Origin of the sequence: Mucilaginibacter gossypii (assembly GCF_900100945.1) — a bacterium.
GTDB lineage: Bacteria > Bacteroidota > Bacteroidia > Sphingobacteriales > Sphingobacteriaceae > Mucilaginibacter > Mucilaginibacter gossypii.
On sequence record NZ_FNCG01000009.1, the window covers coordinates 211,046 to 226,582 of the forward strand.

Consider the following 15,537-nt stretch of genomic DNA (forward strand, 5'->3'; position numbering starts at 1 on the left):
ACCACTTTTCGCCCATGAAAACGGATAATTACTCTGTATAAAGCTTTTAGCAGCCTTTAAAGATCAGATCAAAGCGCTCATCGGTGTTTTTTGCCTCCCGGGCGATTATGATTGTCCTAAAGCTTTATTGATTTGTAATATTGCTGAATTATATATGTAAATTTATTTTTCGTGCACTATAGTAAACTCTTTCAATGAGCCTTAAGTCAAAAAGCAACACCATCACAATACTCATCCATGTTTTAATATGGGTAGTTTTTGGATTGCTGTTGTTCTTCTACCAGCCCCTTAGCTGGAATGTTGAAATACCGTACCAGTTCTGGGTCAAACAGGCGGTTACTCTTTTTATACTTGTTGCTGCTTATTACTTCAACAGCAAATTACTTGTTCCACGGTTTTTATTACATGATCGCATAGGGATGTACTTTATGGCTGTTGTGGGGGTGGTAATTGTTTTTTTAATGCTCAATAGCTGGGCTGATAAGGTGCTGCATATGCATGAGCATATGGAAGCTGTTTTTCACCGGCAGCACCGCCCGCCAAAACCAAGGGACCGCGGAGGATGGGATTTTTTTGGTACCGTTATCGTAGCGTTGGTTTTAGGGATCAGCACCAGCATTACCGCAATCCAAAAATGGCAAATGGATATCCGCCTGCGCCAGGCATTGGAGCAGGATAAGATCAGTTCAGAATTATCATTCCTGAAAGCCCAGATCAACCCTCATTTCTTTTTCAATACGCTTAATAACATTTATGCGCTTACGCATGTTAATGCCGAAACATCGCGCAAGGCATTGCACCAGCTTTCGCGCATGATGCGGTATGTATTATATGATACGCAGCATGGCACCGCATTATTAAGCCAGGAGATAGCTTTCATTAAAGACTATATCAGCCTTATGGAACTGCGCCTTACCCAAAAAGTAACCGTTACATTTACACCGCCTGCACATACTGATGATGTAACCGTGGCCCCAATGATTTTTTTACCTTTTGTAGAAAACGCCTTTAAACACGGCATCAGCGCTACAGAGCCGAGTGCTATCCACATCATTATCGATCAACATGATAACCTGCTGGAGTTAAAGGTAGAAAATGGTATCTATAAAGATCATAACCCAAGCATTGGCGAAAATAAAGGTATCGGTTTAACCAATACCATTCGCCGGCTTGATTTGCTGTATGCAGGAAAATATAAACTGGATATTACTGAAGATGTAACCGCCAATATCTATACTGTTCACTTAACCCTTAACCTGTCATGATAATTAACTGCATAGCGATTGATGATGAGCCGCTTGCGCTGGGCCTGGTTTGTGCTTTTATCGAGCAAACCCCCTTCCTGAAACTGATCGGCCGTTATAGCAGTGCCGTAGAGGCGCTTGTCGGCTTGCAGGATCAAAAGGTTGATCTTATTTTTTTGGACATCCAAATGCCTAACCTTAATGGCATGGAGCTGGCCCGGGTGCTTGACAGTCGCGGAGCAGCTAAACCCCGCATTATTTTTACCACCGCCTACAACCAGTTTGCTATTGAAGGCTACCGGGTTGATGCTCTCGATTACCTGCTCAAGCCTTTTAACTACGAAGAGTTTCTGCATGCTTCAAATAAAGCCTTAACTTATTTTGAATTGGTGAACCGCTCAAACATCCCTGCAACCGTAGTCGCCGCAAAGCCGGAAGAAGAGGAATACCTGTTTTTAAAGATCGAATACCAACTGGTTCGTATAGCACTTAACGAAATTCTTTATATTGAAGGTTTAAAAGATTATGTGAAAATCTATCTGCAGGATAAAGAAAAGCCGCTGCTGTCCCTCACCAGTTTAAAGGTTTTAGAAGAAAAACTGCCGTCCAAACGGTTTATGCGCGTACATCGCTCATTCATTGTCTCGCTCAATAAAATTAACTCCATTACCCGCAACGCTTTACAGATAGGCAAAGTAAATATCACCGTTGGCGATCAGTACAAAGAAGCTTTCGGGGTGTTTTTGAGTAAGTGGAATTGAACCGGGATTAAGCTGATTTACCGGATTAAAGGATTTTAATGTCATTAAGCTTATGGTGGATGCTATCACCGTACCATTGTTTGATTTTATAGAATTGCTCAACATCAATTAATTCCTTGAATTCTTTAAGTCAATATCATAAATCCTCAAATCCATTTATTCCAAACACAGATAGAATCAACGCAATCAAAGAAACCAGCGGTCAGGTTCACCCTATTGCAATTTTTCACCTCATTTTTACATCATTAAATAATATTCCCTACTTTTAAATTATGCAAAAGGTAAGTGAACTACAGGTAAGCGTATCAGACTTGAAAGCTTTTGAAGCTTTAGCCAATATACCCGACGATCAGCTGCAGTGGCTGATTGATAAAAGCGAGATCTTAACATTTGAAGATGGTGAATACCTGATGGAGCCGGGGCAGGACCTTACTGGCCCGCATTTTATCATCGAAGGCAATATGCGCTTCTTTATGATGCAGCAAGGTTCGCGCCGTGATTACACCCTGGTTGAAAAAGGAAGTATCACCGGCTATATGCCCTATTCGCGCGGCCTTATAGCCAAAGGTTATGCACAGGCCGTTGGCGAATTAACGGTATTAAGCTATCCCACGGGCGAGATCATGGAGATGATTCGGAACCATTTTGAGCTTACCCAGGCGCTGGTTCATATCATGACCACCCGCGTACGAGATTTTACTGCCATGCAGCAGCAAAATGATAAAATGATGGCTTTAGGCAAGTTGTCTGCCGGCTTGGCTCATGAGCTTAATAACCCGGCATCGGCCATAGTGCGCGACTCGTTATCATTAAGAAAACACCTGCGTATGGTGCCCGCCCACCTAAAAAATATGTTTGCCATAAGGGCCAGCGATGAACAGGTTGACGGTCTTACCGACGAGTTGTTCAGGATCCTGAACAAAAAAGAATGCTATACCCGCCTTACACTTAAACAACGCACCCAGCTTGAAGATGAAATATCTGAATGGCTGGAAGATAACGGCGTTGAAGACGCCTATGATATAGCCGAAAGCTTTGTAGACTTTAGTTTTACCACCGAAAACCTGGAGGCCCTGAAAGCGCATATACCCGAACATGCGGTATCCATTATTATGGGTTGGCTTAGCGCCAAGCTAATGGGCGAAAAAATGATCGAGGATATCCAGGAATCGGCACGCCGTATCGCCGAGCTTGTAAGCTCAGTTAAAACGTTTACCCATATGGACCGTGCTCAGGATAAGCAATATGCCGATATTCATGTGGGTATCCGTAATACCATTACCATGCTGGGCTACAAGATCAGGAAGGAGAATATCACGGTGATTGAGGAGTTTGATGATACGCTGCCAGAGGTTAAAGCACTCATTGGCGAACTTAACCAGGTATGGACCAATTTGGTCGATAATGCTCTTGATGCTATGGAAGTGAATGAGAAAGGGACGCTTACCATCCGCACTAAAAAAGATAACGACTTTGTTGAGGTAACCATTATTGATGATGGACCCGGTATACCGGAAGATAATGTTAGCCGTATATACGACCCTTTCTTTACCACTAAAGAAATGGGTAAAGGTACTGGTATGGGCCTTGAAGTGGTGCAGCGTATTGTGAAGCAGCACCGCGGTTCGATAAAGGTAAAATCAAGGCCCGGGCATACCGAGTTTATAGTTTGCTTCCCGATAAATGGTTAGCAAAAAGCTGATTTTACCAAAAATATTAGTTAATTTGCCTGCATATTTACCCTATGAGCCGTCCGATAATATTTTCCATAGATGATGATCCGCAGGTACTGCGATCAATAAGCCGCGATTTAAAGTCGCAGTATGGCAAAGAATATAAAATACTAAGCACAACATCGGCAAATGAAGCATATGAAACCCTTATTGAACTGAAAAACAGTTCGGAAGTGGTTGCCTTGTTTTTGTGCGATCAGCGCATGCCCGAAATGGAAGGTGTTAAATTTCTGGAGAAAGCTAAAAAAGTATTCCCCGAAGCTAAACGTGTACTGCTGACCGCCTACTCCGATACTGATGCCGCCATTAAAGCCATCAACGATGTGCAGCTTGATTATTACCTGATGAAGCCATGGAACCCTCCCGAGGAAAAGCTTTACCCGGTAATTAATGATCTGCTTGGCGACTGGCACAGCCACTACATCCCCGAATTTGTGGGTATGAAGCTGGTAGGTTACCAGTTTTCGCCGCAATCACATGTGATAAAAGATTTTTTAGCCGGTAACCTGATCCCTTATCGCTGGTTTGATATCGAAAAAAATATCGATTCGGCCAGTTTGCTTACCATCAATAATCGCACAACCGATGATTTGCCGATGGTGATATTTGAGGATGGCAGTTGTTTAACAAAACCTACCATAAGGGATATTGCCGATAAAATGGGGAAAAATCCAACCCAGCTCACCGATGTTTACGACGTGGTGATCATTGGTGCAGGTCCGGCAGGATTAGCCGCCGCTGTATACGGTTCATCAGAAGGCTTAAAAACTTTATTGATTGAGCGTAAAGCACCGGGAGGACAGGCCGGTACCAGTTCCCGTATCGAAAATTATCTGGGTTTCCCGGCAGGTTTAAGCGGCGCCGATCTTACCCGTCGCGCCATAAGTCAGGCTATGCGTTTGGGCGCCGAATTTTTATCACCCCAATCTGTTAGCGATATCAAACAAAAAGATGGCTACAAAACCATTATTTTGGATGATGGGCCCGAGATCATCAGCCGTACAGTAGTAATTACCACCGGGGTTGATTACCGCAAGCTGGAAGTTAAAGGCGTTGATAACTTTACCGGGGCAGGTATTTATTATGGCGCGGCTACTACCGAAGCTTCGGCATGTACAGGTAAAGAGGTGTTTGTAATTGGCGGGGGCAACTCGGCCGGACAGGCAGCTATGTACCTTTCCAAATTTGCAAAAAACGTGCATATCATTATCCGCAGGGATGATTTGACGGCAACCATGTCTGCCTACCTGATCAACCAGATTGCCGATACGCCAAATATAAAGGTTATGCCAAATACCGAGGTAATTGAGGCCGAAGGTACCAACTGCCTTGAAAAGCTCACGATACAAAACTGCAAGACCAAAGAATCTGTGGTTAAAACGGCTAACGCATTATATATATTTATTGGTGCTAAACCTTATACCGACTGGATAAAGCTGGATATTATTAAAAACAGTAAAGACTTTATTGAAACCGGCCGCGAGTTGCGCAGCTATGAAAGCTTTGGAAAAGTTTGGAAGCTTAAACGAGATCCATTCCTGTTAGAAACCAGTTGTCCCGGTATTTTTGCCGCGGGCGATGTGCGTGCCGGGGCCATGAACCGTGTGGCATCTGCCGTAGGCGAAGGTTCGATGGCGATAAGTTTTGTACATAAATACCTGGCCGAAGTTTAATCATAAACTACCTATACCTATGGAAGAAACCTGCGCCCATATCGAAGCTATTGAAAGCATAACCCAACCTAAGGATTATGTTTGCGAAGAATGTATAAAGCACCATGGTACATGGCTGCATTTGCGTACCTGTCAAACATGCGGCGTTACGCTTTGCTGCGATAGTTCACCTAATACACATATGACCAAGCATTTCCACGCTACCGGCCATCCGGTAGTTATATCTGCCGAGCCGGGTGAGCGCTGGCTATGGTGTTATGTGGATGAAGCCGTTAAAGGATATTAATTAGAAGTTAGAAGTCTTGATTTCTAAGTTTTAAGCCCTAAGTCGGGAGTTTTAGAGTTTGGCGTTAGTTCAAAGCAATTCCTTTCTTGGTTTCCGGCTCTTGATCTCTTATATCTCTCCACTATCCCTTAAACGACAGTACTTTATCTAACGACCATGGGCCGGAGCCTAAAATGGTAAATAGTATAAGGAGAGCCAGGGCTGTAATTGATGGCCATAACATGGTGTTGATAGGCTCCTGGAAAATACCTGTTAAAAATACCGCGCCAACCAATATAGGGATCTGAATAATGCAGCCCAAACGGGTTAATATACCCATAGCTATGAGTATACCGCCAACCATGTGGGCAAATGATACATAGTATACCAGGATCATCAGCATATCAGGCGATACATCAATAACATCCTGATCGGTAATAATACCGCGCAGGTATGATGTATTTTCCATAAAAGTTATGCCCTTCACCAATAAAAATACACCAAGAACAATACGCACAATATCCAAAACTTTAGGGTGATGAGTATCACCCCAGTGTTCAATTTTATGAACCAGATTCATAAAGGCCTCCTTTTAGTTTAATAATTGGTTATCAGCAACCCGGGGGCGATCAGGGAGATCAAGCGACCGAAATGCTTCTACTAAATTTAGTAACAAGTTTGTTATAAAACAAGTTTTAAGGAGAGGAAAAAAATTCGCAGACTCAAGCACGGATACTTAAACCTGCAATCGCGTTGACCGGCACTTACAGATCATACTCTGCCAGCCAACCCCGTAATCTGGTCAAATCTTTTTTTAAAGCGGTCGAAAACTCATCTTTACTAATAGACAGCTCACGTTTACCATCCTCTGCCCCGCCTAAGGGATATTCACAGTGCAGGCTCATGGGGCCATTGATATTGTATTGTTTTAGCAGACTGAAGTATTTTTTATAATCAACCATACCCTCGCCTAATGGTACACTTTTCACCTGCCATTTGTCGCCCTTTTTCTCCCAGTAAAAATCCTTTACATTGATTGTTTTGGAATAAGCCTTCAAAAGATTAAGTGTAACAGGCCATGTGTCAGCACCTTCGGTGGTAGCGTGCCTTACATCGTATTGGCAACCGATGTAATTGGGGTCAAGTCCTTCAAGGCTCAGCCATAAATCCCATTGCGATGCTCCAAACAAGTCGCCGGAGTGGTTTTGATAGCCGCCGTGCATGCCATACCTTTTGTTGAGCCCGGCAAGACCGACCAGTTGTTTATTGATAGCCCTGATATTGGCAGGTACACTGGTAGCCTTATCATAATTAAACCAGGCGGTACGATAATATTTAATGCCCAATGCTGATGCCGTTTTCAGGATCGGCCCGGCGTATTTTTCATCAGCAGTTTTAATATTGGTTACTATGGTATAAACCTTGAGCCCGGCTTTTTCAATAGCTTCAACCGCTTTAGGCAGGTCATCGGCAACACGTTCGGGCAGCACGTGGCCATCGGGCCTTACAGTAAGGTCAATTCCGTCAAAACCAAGCTGTACCGTTAAAGCGGCCATATCGGCATAATTAAGCCAGTGCATATGTTTGGAAAATATACTCACTTTTATTTTTTCACCCGGAGAGGGGTTACCTGTAGCAAGGTTTGTATTTAAGGGTGACTGCTTAGCCAAAGCACTTAAACCAAAAGGTAAGCCGGCAGCAGCTATTGCGGCCGAAGCAATAAATTTTTTGCGGCTGATGTTTTTCATAGGTGTTAAAATTGGTAATGCAATATGCCATTTTTTGTTGTAATTGTTTCCTGATTTTACCCACCTTTATCCAAACCTATTTATCATGATATTATTCTGGTACAGCGTGATACTGTTTGTATCCACCTTAGCGCTTAACTTTTATCTGCTTATCGGCTTTAAACAAATTAAACAGGTAAGCCGACAACCTGTGATGGATAGTCCCCCACCCCTTGCCATCATTATAGCTGTGCGAAACGAGGAGGAAGGCCTTGAAAAAGCCTTGCAAAGCGTTTGCCATATCAATTATCCTAACCATCGCCTTATTGTAGTGAACGACCGCTCAACCGACCGTACCGCCGACATCCTGAAAGATTTTAGCTTACGCTATCCAAAACTTCAGGTGACTACGATAGACACTTTACCCGACGGATGGCTTGGTAAAAACAACGCACTTTACCAGGGATACCTTAGCAGTACTGAAGAATGGATGCTTTTTGCCGATGCCGACATCGTTTTTCATCCTGATGCTATTAACCAGGCTGTCGGTTATGCAGTTAAACACGAGGTTGATCATTTAACCATGTTACCTGAGTTGATCTCCCGGTCGTCAATTTTAAACAGTGTATTTGCCACATTAAGTATTATGCTCATGATTGCCATGAAACCATGGGAGGCCAAAAACCCGAAATCAAAAGCATCGTCGGGCATAGGGGCTTTCAATTTGGTCAGACGTACAGCTTATGAAAAAATTGGCACACATGTACGCATAAAACAGCGCCCGGATGATGATCTTCAACTTGGTCAATTGATAAAAAAGGAAGGTTTACGGCAGGATGTTTTAGCCGGTAAGGGTTACGTTTGCCTGGAATGGTATAGGAATCTTGGTGAGCTTGGGCGCGGCGTGCAGAAAAACTCATTTGCTATGGCTAAGTACAGTATTACGCAAGCCATTGTTAACGTACTGAATATGCTATTAACGGTGGCATTGCCTATGCCATTAATGTTCATTTTCGGCACCCCGGTTATCAGGATCATGGCTTCTGTTATGCTCATAGTGCATATAATTTATATGGAGCTGGTGCCGCCCAATAAATGGTGGTATGCATTCATGATCCCCCTTTCGGGGCTATTCCTGGCCTGGCATTTTTTAAAAGCATCAATAATAACAGTTGTACAGGGAGGCATTTACTGGCGGGACAGTTTTTACTCGCTTGATATGTTAAAAGGTAGGGGATAAAATATTTTGTAGCAGTGGCGACATCTTACCCCGAATAACAACGTGAGGATATCATTTACCAATCAGAGTACCACGGATCTCAAAGCTCAAGGATGATATGGCCCGTCAAATTTAAATTCCAATCACATTACATTAAAGCGTTTTAAAACACTATTTTTAGCGCCTCAAATATTGGTGCTTGAATATCAGCAAGCTGATGTTCAGGAACACCGATCATATACGGTTAACAGCAACATAAAAATGAAAGTTTTAAAATTTGGTGGGACATCAGTAGGTAGCCCCGCCCGGATGAAAGCGCTGCTTGATATCATTAACCCGGCCGAGCGCCAGGTAGTGGTGCTATCGGCAGTGTCAGGCACAACAAACAGCCTCGTAGAAATTGGACAAGCATATCTCGCCGGCGATAAGAAGAAGGCAGTGCAGCTTATTACTATCCTAAAGGATAAGTACGAAATTTTTATTAAGGAATTGTTTGCGAAACCCGAATTTTTAGCCCAGGGCAAAGAGGTTATCGACTACCATTTTTCGTTGCTCAGCAATCTTGCCAATGATCTTTTCACCCATATTGAAGATAAGATCATTGTTGCACAGGGCGAACTGCTTTCAACTACCCTCTATCATGTTTATTTAAAGGAGATAGGTATCCCATCGGTATTGCTGCCTGCCCTGGATTTTATGAAGATAGATGAGGATAATGAGCCAATTGTTGATCATATTACCGAAAACCTGCTCCCGCTGCTTGATAAGCACCCCGAAGTAAACTTGTTTATTACCCAGGGCTACATTTGCCGCAATGCCTACGGCGAAATAGATAACCTGCGCCGCGGCGGCAGCGATTATACCGCTTCATTGATTGGTGCCGGTATCCGCAGCGAAGAGGTACAGATCTGGACAGATATCGACGGCATGCACAATAACGATCCGCGCATTGTAAAAGGCACGCAGCCTATTGCTCAGCTATCTTTTGATGAAGCTGCTGAGCTTGCCTATTTTGGTGCCAAAATTCTGCACCCGCAAAGCGTGTTCCCTGCTCAAAAATATAAGATCCCGGTTCGTTTATTAAACACAATGGATCCTAAAGCGCTGGGTACCCTAATCACCAATACCAGCGAAAAGGACAAGATCAAATCTATAGCTGCTAAGGATGCCATTACGGCTATCAAGATCCAATCGAGCAGGATGCTTTTGGCACATGGCTTTTTACGCAAGGTATTCGAGGTATTTGAACGTTATAAAACATCTATCGATATGATCACCACATCAGAAGTTGGTGTTTCTGTTACCATCGATGATACCACTTACCTGGGCGACATCACCAAAGAATTAAACGCTTACGGTTCGGTAGAAATTGATGTAAACCAAACCATTATTTGTGTGGTAGGTGATTTCGGGGCCGAAAAACATGGGTATGCAGCCCGGGTACTGGAAGCCGTTAAGCATATCCCATTAAGGATGATATCATACGGCGGCAGCGATCACAACCTGTCGTTACTGGTAAAAACAGAGGATAAGGTTGAGGCTTTAAGGAGTTTACATAACAGGTTGTTTTAATTCCGGATGTCGGATTTTCGATTTCGGAATTGCCTTATTTGAAATTTTTAATTTAAAACGTCATCGCGAGGAACGAAGCAATCCCTGATATGCAATAGTTCAGCATGATTTGATGAAATATTACCCATGTTCACAAGTAAAACTATAGATAAATTCAACGGCTTAGAAACTCCGTTTTATTACTACGATCTCGAGGTGCTTAAAAACACCCTGAGTGCCTGCCGCGATGCTTCTGCAAAGCACGGCTTCCATGTGCATTACGCCATGAAGGCCAACTTTAACTCAAAAGTTATTGACACCATACAAACCTATGGCTTTGGCGCCGATTGCGTGAGCGGCAATGAAGTTCAGGCAGCTATTGATCATGGCTTTGATAAAAGCAAAGTGGTATTTGCAGGTGTTGGCAAATCAGACCGTGAAATAAACCTGGCCCTTGATGCGGATATCTTCTGCTTCAATGTCGAATCCATCCAGGAGCTTTTTATTATTGATGGCCTTGCTAAAGCAAAAAACAAAAAAGCTGGTGTGGCTATCCGCATTAACCCGAATGTTGATGCACATACTCACCATTTCATCACCACCGGACTCGATGAAAATAAGTTCGGCATTAATACCTGGCAATTACCTGATGTTGCCGCTGCTTTGCGCAAATGTGATAACCTGCAGTTTTTAGGGATCCATTTCCATATCGGCTCACAAATTACCGACCTTGAAGTTTACAAAAACCTGTGTACCCGCATTAATGAAATGCAGGATTGGTTTGAAGATCGTGGCTTCCCGATAAAAGTGCTTAATACCGGCGGTGGTCTTGGGGTTGATTATTACAGCCCGGATAACAACATAGCCGATTTTGAGGCCTACTTCCAGGTGTTTAAAAACTTTCTGAATGTTAAGCCGGGGCAAGAAGTTCACTTTGAGCTTGGCCGTGCACTCGTAGCCCAAAGTGCTTCGCTTATATCGCGTGTATTGTATGTTAAAAACGGACAGAAAAAGAACTTCCTGATCCTTGATGCCGGCATGACCGAGCTGATTCGCCCGATGCTTTACCAGGCTTATCACCAGATAGAAAATTTAAGCCGGAGGTCAGAAAGTCCGGAAGCAGGAAAGTCCGAAAGTTTAAAGTATGACGTTGTTGGGCCGATATGCGAAAGCACGGATTGCTTTCAGAAGGATGTGAGCCTGCCTGAGTCATTTCGCGGCGACCTGATAGCGGTGCGTACCGCAGGTGCTTATGGCGAGGTGATGGCATCAGGCTATAACCTGCGCGACAGGGTTGGCAGCGTTTATTCTGAATAAGCTATCTGAACCGGTAGCCAAGTCTTAACTGTACATAGGTACCAGCTTCAACAACGGCCATATAGTTTTTAATCTGCATAAAATAAGCAGCGGTTACAAAACCAGGGTTATAAGCCCTGTAAACGTAATCGCTGTTTTTGTTTCGGTATACGTTGTCGTTGCCAAATGTACCGCCCCAAAAAAGCCGGAAACCAAACTGATTGGCAACTTTATTGGTATGAAATATAATTTCAGTTGTGCCACCTAATGTAAACAGACCGGCACGCGGATCAGTGTAAAAGCCCGGTTTATTGGTGACAGCTTTCCTAAAGTTAAGGTAATCGCCAAACTCATGACTATAGGCCGCTTCAAAGCCAATAAAGCGTAAATCGATATGCCCGCTGCTCACAAAAAAGTTTCCCGATAACCTTCCTCCTGCCGCTCCAAAGAACTTATTTTTAAAGTAGTTGGGATCTTGCGGCTCCAATTCGCTGTTATGATAATTACCTAATGTACCAAATGCGCCGTAAGCCAGGTTGAAATGATCAAATACATGTGCGCGGCTAAAATTAAGCTGTGCGCTAACCAACTCGTCTGAGTAATTAGGGCTTTCATCAACTACTAAAGCCCCCGAAATATAATTTGCCGATTTAACAGCATCGGCAGATACCGGTTTAGGCAGATAAGCAATATCGCTATGGTGCATGGCCGGCGCATAAATATGATCACTGCACGAGCTTATGATCATACTGGCCAGGAGCAAAAGCAGGTTGAATTTAAGTTTCATTGTAAAAGGTCCGGATCGGGTTTATAAACTGGATACTGAACAATTATACGCTAAAACAAGTAATAAAATAACACACCCTACTGTTTATTTTGGGCAAACGCATTTAAATGGGGTTAACATGAGTTAACACATTCAAATGTTATACATTTACCCTGGCTATTTATTATACCAGGCTGCCAATAAAGTCATCCGTAAAATCATCGGCAAAATGAATTACGTTTTGCAACGCTTCAAACTCATCCTGTTGGTGCGTTGTAGTAAGTACAACGGCTTTCATACCTGCATTAGCGGCAGCTTCAGCACCTTTAGGTACATCCTCAAACACAACACAATCTGTAGGTAAGGAATTCAGTAATTCGGCAGCTTTTAAAAATGTTTCTGGGTGGGGTTTACTTAGTACCACGTCATCGGCACTTACTATAGCTTTAAAATAATGCCTGATGTTAAGGTTATCCAGTACAAAATCAATGTTAAAAGGAATAGCTGCTGAACCGATAGCCATAGGGATACCGTTTTGATAAGCTTTTTCCAAAAACTCATGCAAACCGGGCAACAGTGCCAGGTGGGGTAAAAACTCATCCTGGTAGCGCTGTTCTTTAAGGTACGAAAGCCTGTTCATTTCCTCGGTAGTAAAGCGGTTAGGGCCAAACATACGTACCAGTACTTCCTGATTTTTGCCGTACATCTGTGGTTTTACTTCATCCCAGGTAAAGCTGCCGCCAAGGTCGGTATTTAAAAGATGTTGCCATGCTCTGGTATGATAAGGCATGTCATTGATCATAGTGCCGTTGAGGTCGAATATAAAGGCCTTCATATATTAATTTTCAATTTAAGAGATAAACCGAGCGCGGTTTTTTGGCAAACTTAAACCTTTAAAAAACTAAAAGTTGAATTATGCCACATATTCTTTAAACACATGAGTGATTTGTTTTTAACAGCTGCACGATGGATGAATAATATTGTTCGATTTTTTTGGCGGGACATTAGTCTTTTCATGTACTCAATCCATCCGATAAAAAAGGTACTTAATCCGAAAGATTTTATCTATAGTGAATTTCCACCTTAAACAATAATTAACCAGTTAAATTGTATTAAAATCATTGCCATTATATCTTTTTATTCTGTAATTTATACAACTATTAGCTAAACTATTGCGTATGTGTTTAATAAGCTCATTATTATTATAGTGTGCGTAAGCTCCGTGTTGGATTTATAAAAAACTACTAATCCTTATACAATATACAATGAATAACGAACCCCTGCGCCTGCGTGCCGTTAAGAGATTTAAGGATCTGGATAATGACATAGCGGTTGATTTAAATGATATAGTAGGATTAGCAGCTCAGATCTGCGGCACTCCCGTCGCCCTGGTTACTTTGCTCGATACCGACATGCAGTGGTTTAAAGCCGCTACCGGCATCAATATCAGCTGTACCCCACGTGATTTATCATTTTGCAATCACACCATTATCCAAAAACAGGTGTTGGTTGTGCCCGACCTGCTTAATGACAAACGCTTTAACACCAACCCTCTTGTTATTGAGGATCCACAGGCAAGGTTTTATGCAGGCGCCCCTTTGATTACTAAAGATGGCCATGCCCTTGGTAGCCTATGTGTTATTGACTTTAAGCCCCATGAACTTAACCAGCAACAGATTAAATCATTAAAAACGCTGGCCAGGCAGGTTGTAAACCTCATGGAACTTAATTCAAGTTTACGTTCGCTTGAGCAGCAGCACCAGCAGTCGCAATCACAAAAAGCGTCTATCAGCGAATCGGAAATGAAGTTGAAAGCAATTTTCGACAGTTCAAAAGATACCCATATCCTGGTTGGCCGTAATCTTGAGGTTATGGCATTCAATAAATCTGCGTCGGTTTTTATCAGAAGCCTATATAATAAAAAACTGGCCAATGGTGATAATATTATCGCTTATACAGAGCCGGCGCTGGTAAATTCATTTTCGAAATACTTTGCGATAGCATTAACCGGCCGTTCCATTAAACGGGAATGGGAACTGCTGTCCGGAACGCCAAATGCCTGCTGGAAAGAAACCTCATTTATCCCTGTAAAAAATAATAGCAGCGAGGTAATCGGGATAGCTATTAACTCAACAGATATTACTACACGCAAAAGACACGAGGAACAAATCAATATTCAAAAAGAGGCGCTTAACCGTATAGCTATCATACAATCGCACGAATTGCGGAGGCCGGTGGCATCCCTGCTTGGTATATTAGACCTCATGCGGATGGAAAATATTGATTTTGGTTACTTTAATATAATAGAACATACCGTTAACGAACTGGATGAAAAGATACGGGGAATAGTAAAAGATTCGGAAGATACCATCCAGGGAGGCCATTTGGCAATAGTAGCCTGACCATCAATTATCTAAAATCCAAATACCATTCCACAGGTTTGGTTTACACCTAAATTACGCTTTGGCTATTGCTGATTACGGTAAATTATAACTACCTTGGCGGCATTAATAAATAAAAGAATGCAAAATCAAGGAACAGTAAAATTTTTTAATGAAACAAAAGGTTTCGGATTTATAGTACCAAGCAATGGTGGTCCGGATATTTTTGTTCATTCAACAGGCCTTATTGACGAAGTTCGTGAAAACGACACCGTTGAATACGAAGTTGAAAACGGCCGTAAAGGTCTTAACGCGGTAAATGTAAAAGTTATATAATTATAATATAATCATTAAGCCTACCAGGCACTCAAAGTTTGAGTGCCTTTTTTTTGCTTTATTTTTTTGTTAACCTGCTGCGTACATCAGCTTAATATTTGAATGTTACTTTCAAATAAAAACTGGCATTGTTGTTGTTTATTCCAATAATATCATAAATCGACTACACATAAAACAAAGAAAAGAACATGAAAGATCAAGCAAAAATTATAGCAGCACTATTGGTAGGTGCAGCGGCGGGCGCGGCTTTGGGTTTATTGTTAGCTCCTGAAAAAGGAACAGAATTAAGAGGCGATATAGCAGATTATATAAACGACCTGGTTGATACTGCCAAAACCAAAGCGCAAACAACAGCCGGAGATATTAAAGATTACAGTAATAGTGTGATTGACAAAGCTAAAACCAAGTTTAGCGGAACTGTTAGCGACCTTTGGGACGCTAAAGATAAAGCTGTTGATGCTGCAAAATCAAAAGCCGACGACCTTGCAGGGAAAGCAGGTGACGCCGCGGATGAAGCGAAATCAAAAGTCAAAGCGACTGCCAATGACTGGAACAATTCTGTACAGAACGCATAATATTTAGTAC

The 15,537-nt window shown here is 42.5% G+C and carries 15 protein-coding genes; 11 read left to right on the forward strand and 4 right to left on the reverse strand.

Annotated elements, in window-relative coordinates:
- Positions 1-194 precede the first annotated feature (194 nt).
- The 5 genes from BLS28_RS17555 (at position 195) to BLS28_RS17575 (ending at position 5,697) form a co-directional block, all read left to right on the forward strand.
- Positions 195-1,265: a sensor histidine kinase gene (locus BLS28_RS17555; RefSeq protein WP_091170217.1), complete on the forward strand. Its 1,071-nt coding sequence runs from the start codon at positions 195-197 to the stop codon at positions 1,263-1,265.
- On the forward strand, positions 1,262-2,005 hold the full coding sequence (locus tag BLS28_RS17560; protein ID WP_091170219.1) for a LytR/AlgR family response regulator transcription factor: 744 nt from the start codon (positions 1,262-1,264) through the stop codon (positions 2,003-2,005). The genes BLS28_RS17555 and BLS28_RS17560 overlap by 4 nt, the downstream gene beginning before the upstream one ends.
- 272 nt (positions 2,006-2,277) lie before the next feature.
- Entirely contained in the window at positions 2,278-3,696 is a 1,419-nt protein-coding gene (locus BLS28_RS17565; protein ID WP_091170222.1) for an ATP-binding protein, read from the forward strand.
- A 53-nt stretch (positions 3,697-3,749) separates the two neighbouring features.
- Positions 3,750-5,411 (forward strand): FAD-dependent oxidoreductase, encoded by a 1,662-nt coding sequence (locus tag BLS28_RS17570; protein WP_091170224.1) that lies wholly within the window; start codon positions 3,750-3,752, stop codon positions 5,409-5,411.
- 19 nt (positions 5,412-5,430) lie between these two features.
- Complete coding sequence (locus BLS28_RS17575; protein ID WP_091170227.1) at positions 5,431-5,697, forward strand: UBP-type zinc finger domain-containing protein; 267 nt, start codon at positions 5,431-5,433, stop codon at positions 5,695-5,697.
- Between the two features lie 121 nt (positions 5,698-5,818).
- On the opposite strand, the gene BLS28_RS17580 is transcribed toward BLS28_RS17575, so the two are convergent.
- Both BLS28_RS17580 and BLS28_RS17585 read right to left on the reverse strand, forming a co-directional pair.
- A complete protein-coding gene (locus BLS28_RS17580) occupies positions 5,819-6,256 on the reverse strand; it encodes a DoxX family protein (RefSeq protein WP_091170230.1) in 438 nt (145 codons plus the stop codon).
- 184 nt (positions 6,257-6,440) lie between these two features.
- A complete protein-coding gene (locus BLS28_RS17585) occupies positions 6,441-7,424 on the reverse strand; it encodes a sugar phosphate isomerase/epimerase family protein (RefSeq protein ID WP_091170234.1) in 984 nt (327 codons plus the stop codon).
- Between the two features lie 85 nt (positions 7,425-7,509).
- On the opposite strand from BLS28_RS17585, the gene BLS28_RS17590 reads away from it, so the two are divergent.
- The 3 genes from BLS28_RS17590 to lysA all read left to right on the forward strand — a co-directional run bounded on the left by BLS28_RS17590 (position 7,510) and on the right by lysA (position 11,490).
- Complete coding sequence (locus tag BLS28_RS17590; protein WP_091170237.1) at positions 7,510-8,643, forward strand: glycosyltransferase family 2 protein; 1,134 nt, start codon at positions 7,510-7,512, stop codon at positions 8,641-8,643.
- Between the two features lie 240 nt (positions 8,644-8,883).
- The gene (locus BLS28_RS17595) at positions 8,884-10,194 is read left to right on the forward strand and encodes an aspartate kinase (RefSeq protein WP_091170343.1); all 1,311 of its coding nucleotides are present in this window, start codon (positions 8,884-8,886) and stop codon (positions 10,192-10,194) included.
- Positions 10,195-10,320: 126 nt separating this feature from the next.
- Positions 10,321-11,490, forward strand: coding sequence for a diaminopimelate decarboxylase (gene lysA / locus BLS28_RS17600; RefSeq protein ID WP_091170239.1), 1,170 nt, complete (start codon positions 10,321-10,323; stop codon positions 11,488-11,490).
- Between the two features lies 1 nt (position 11,491).
- Here the strand turns inward: lysA and BLS28_RS17605 are convergent, their stop codons facing one another.
- Together BLS28_RS17605 and BLS28_RS17610 are read right to left on the reverse strand one after the other, a co-directional pair.
- Positions 11,492-12,256 carry a hypothetical protein gene (locus BLS28_RS17605; RefSeq protein WP_091170242.1) on the reverse strand — a complete coding sequence of 255 codons (765 nt, stop codon included), beginning with the start codon at positions 12,254-12,256 and terminating at the stop codon, positions 11,492-11,494.
- Between the two features lie 163 nt (positions 12,257-12,419).
- Positions 12,420-13,070, reverse strand: coding sequence for an HAD family hydrolase (locus BLS28_RS17610; RefSeq protein ID WP_091170245.1), 651 nt, complete (start codon positions 13,068-13,070; stop codon positions 12,420-12,422).
- A 430-nt stretch (positions 13,071-13,500) separates the two neighbouring features.
- On the opposite strand from BLS28_RS17610, the gene BLS28_RS17615 reads away from it, so the two are divergent.
- From BLS28_RS17615 to BLS28_RS17625, 3 genes are all read left to right on the forward strand, one after another.
- Positions 13,501-14,637: a GAF domain-containing protein gene (locus BLS28_RS17615; protein ID WP_091170248.1), complete on the forward strand. Its 1,137-nt coding sequence runs from the start codon at positions 13,501-13,503 to the stop codon at positions 14,635-14,637.
- Positions 14,638-14,757: 120 nt separating this feature from the next.
- A complete protein-coding gene (locus tag BLS28_RS17620; protein WP_090533335.1) occupies positions 14,758-14,952 on the forward strand; it encodes a cold-shock protein in 195 nt (64 codons plus the stop codon).
- A gap of 188 nt (positions 14,953-15,140) precedes the next feature.
- Complete coding sequence (locus tag BLS28_RS17625) at positions 15,141-15,527, forward strand: YtxH domain-containing protein (RefSeq protein ID WP_091170250.1); 387 nt, start codon at positions 15,141-15,143, stop codon at positions 15,525-15,527.
- The last annotated feature ends 10 nt before the right edge of the window (positions 15,528-15,537 follow it).

Excerpts from the sequence above, each read along its gene's own strand:
- BLS28_RS17555 (WP_091170217.1), top strand. The coding sequence starts at position 195 with ATGAGCCTTAAGTCAAAAAGCAACACCATCACAATACTCATCCATGTT.
- BLS28_RS17610 (WP_091170245.1), bottom strand. The coding sequence starts at position 13,070 with ATGAAGGCCTTTATATTCGACCTCAACGGCACTATGATCAATGACATG.
- lysA (WP_091170239.1), top strand. The coding sequence starts at position 10,321 with ATGTTCACAAGTAAAACTATAGATAAATTCAACGGCTTAGAAACTCCG.
- BLS28_RS17595 (WP_091170343.1), top strand. The coding sequence starts at position 8,884 with ATGAAAGTTTTAAAATTTGGTGGGACATCAGTAGGTAGCCCCGCCCGG.
- BLS28_RS17605 (WP_091170242.1), bottom strand. The coding sequence starts at position 12,256 with ATGAAACTTAAATTCAACCTGCTTTTGCTCCTGGCCAGTATGATCATA.
- BLS28_RS17570 (WP_091170224.1), top strand. The coding sequence starts at position 3,750 with ATGAGCCGTCCGATAATATTTTCCATAGATGATGATCCGCAGGTACTG.
- BLS28_RS17590 (WP_091170237.1), top strand. The coding sequence starts at position 7,510 with ATGATATTATTCTGGTACAGCGTGATACTGTTTGTATCCACCTTAGCG.
- BLS28_RS17615 (WP_091170248.1), top strand. The coding sequence starts at position 13,501 with ATGAATAACGAACCCCTGCGCCTGCGTGCCGTTAAGAGATTTAAGGAT.
- BLS28_RS17575 (WP_091170227.1), top strand. The coding sequence starts at position 5,431 with ATGGAAGAAACCTGCGCCCATATCGAAGCTATTGAAAGCATAACCCAA.
- BLS28_RS17625 (WP_091170250.1), top strand. The coding sequence starts at position 15,141 with ATGAAAGATCAAGCAAAAATTATAGCAGCACTATTGGTAGGTGCAGCG.
- BLS28_RS17585 (WP_091170234.1), bottom strand. The coding sequence starts at position 7,424 with ATGAAAAACATCAGCCGCAAAAAATTTATTGCTTCGGCCGCAATAGCT.
- BLS28_RS17620 (WP_090533335.1), top strand. The coding sequence starts at position 14,758 with ATGCAAAATCAAGGAACAGTAAAATTTTTTAATGAAACAAAAGGTTTC.
- BLS28_RS17560 (WP_091170219.1), top strand. The coding sequence starts at position 1,262 with ATGATAATTAACTGCATAGCGATTGATGATGAGCCGCTTGCGCTGGGC.
- BLS28_RS17580 (WP_091170230.1), bottom strand. The coding sequence starts at position 6,256 with ATGAATCTGGTTCATAAAATTGAACACTGGGGTGATACTCATCACCCT.
- BLS28_RS17565 (WP_091170222.1), top strand. The coding sequence starts at position 2,278 with ATGCAAAAGGTAAGTGAACTACAGGTAAGCGTATCAGACTTGAAAGCT.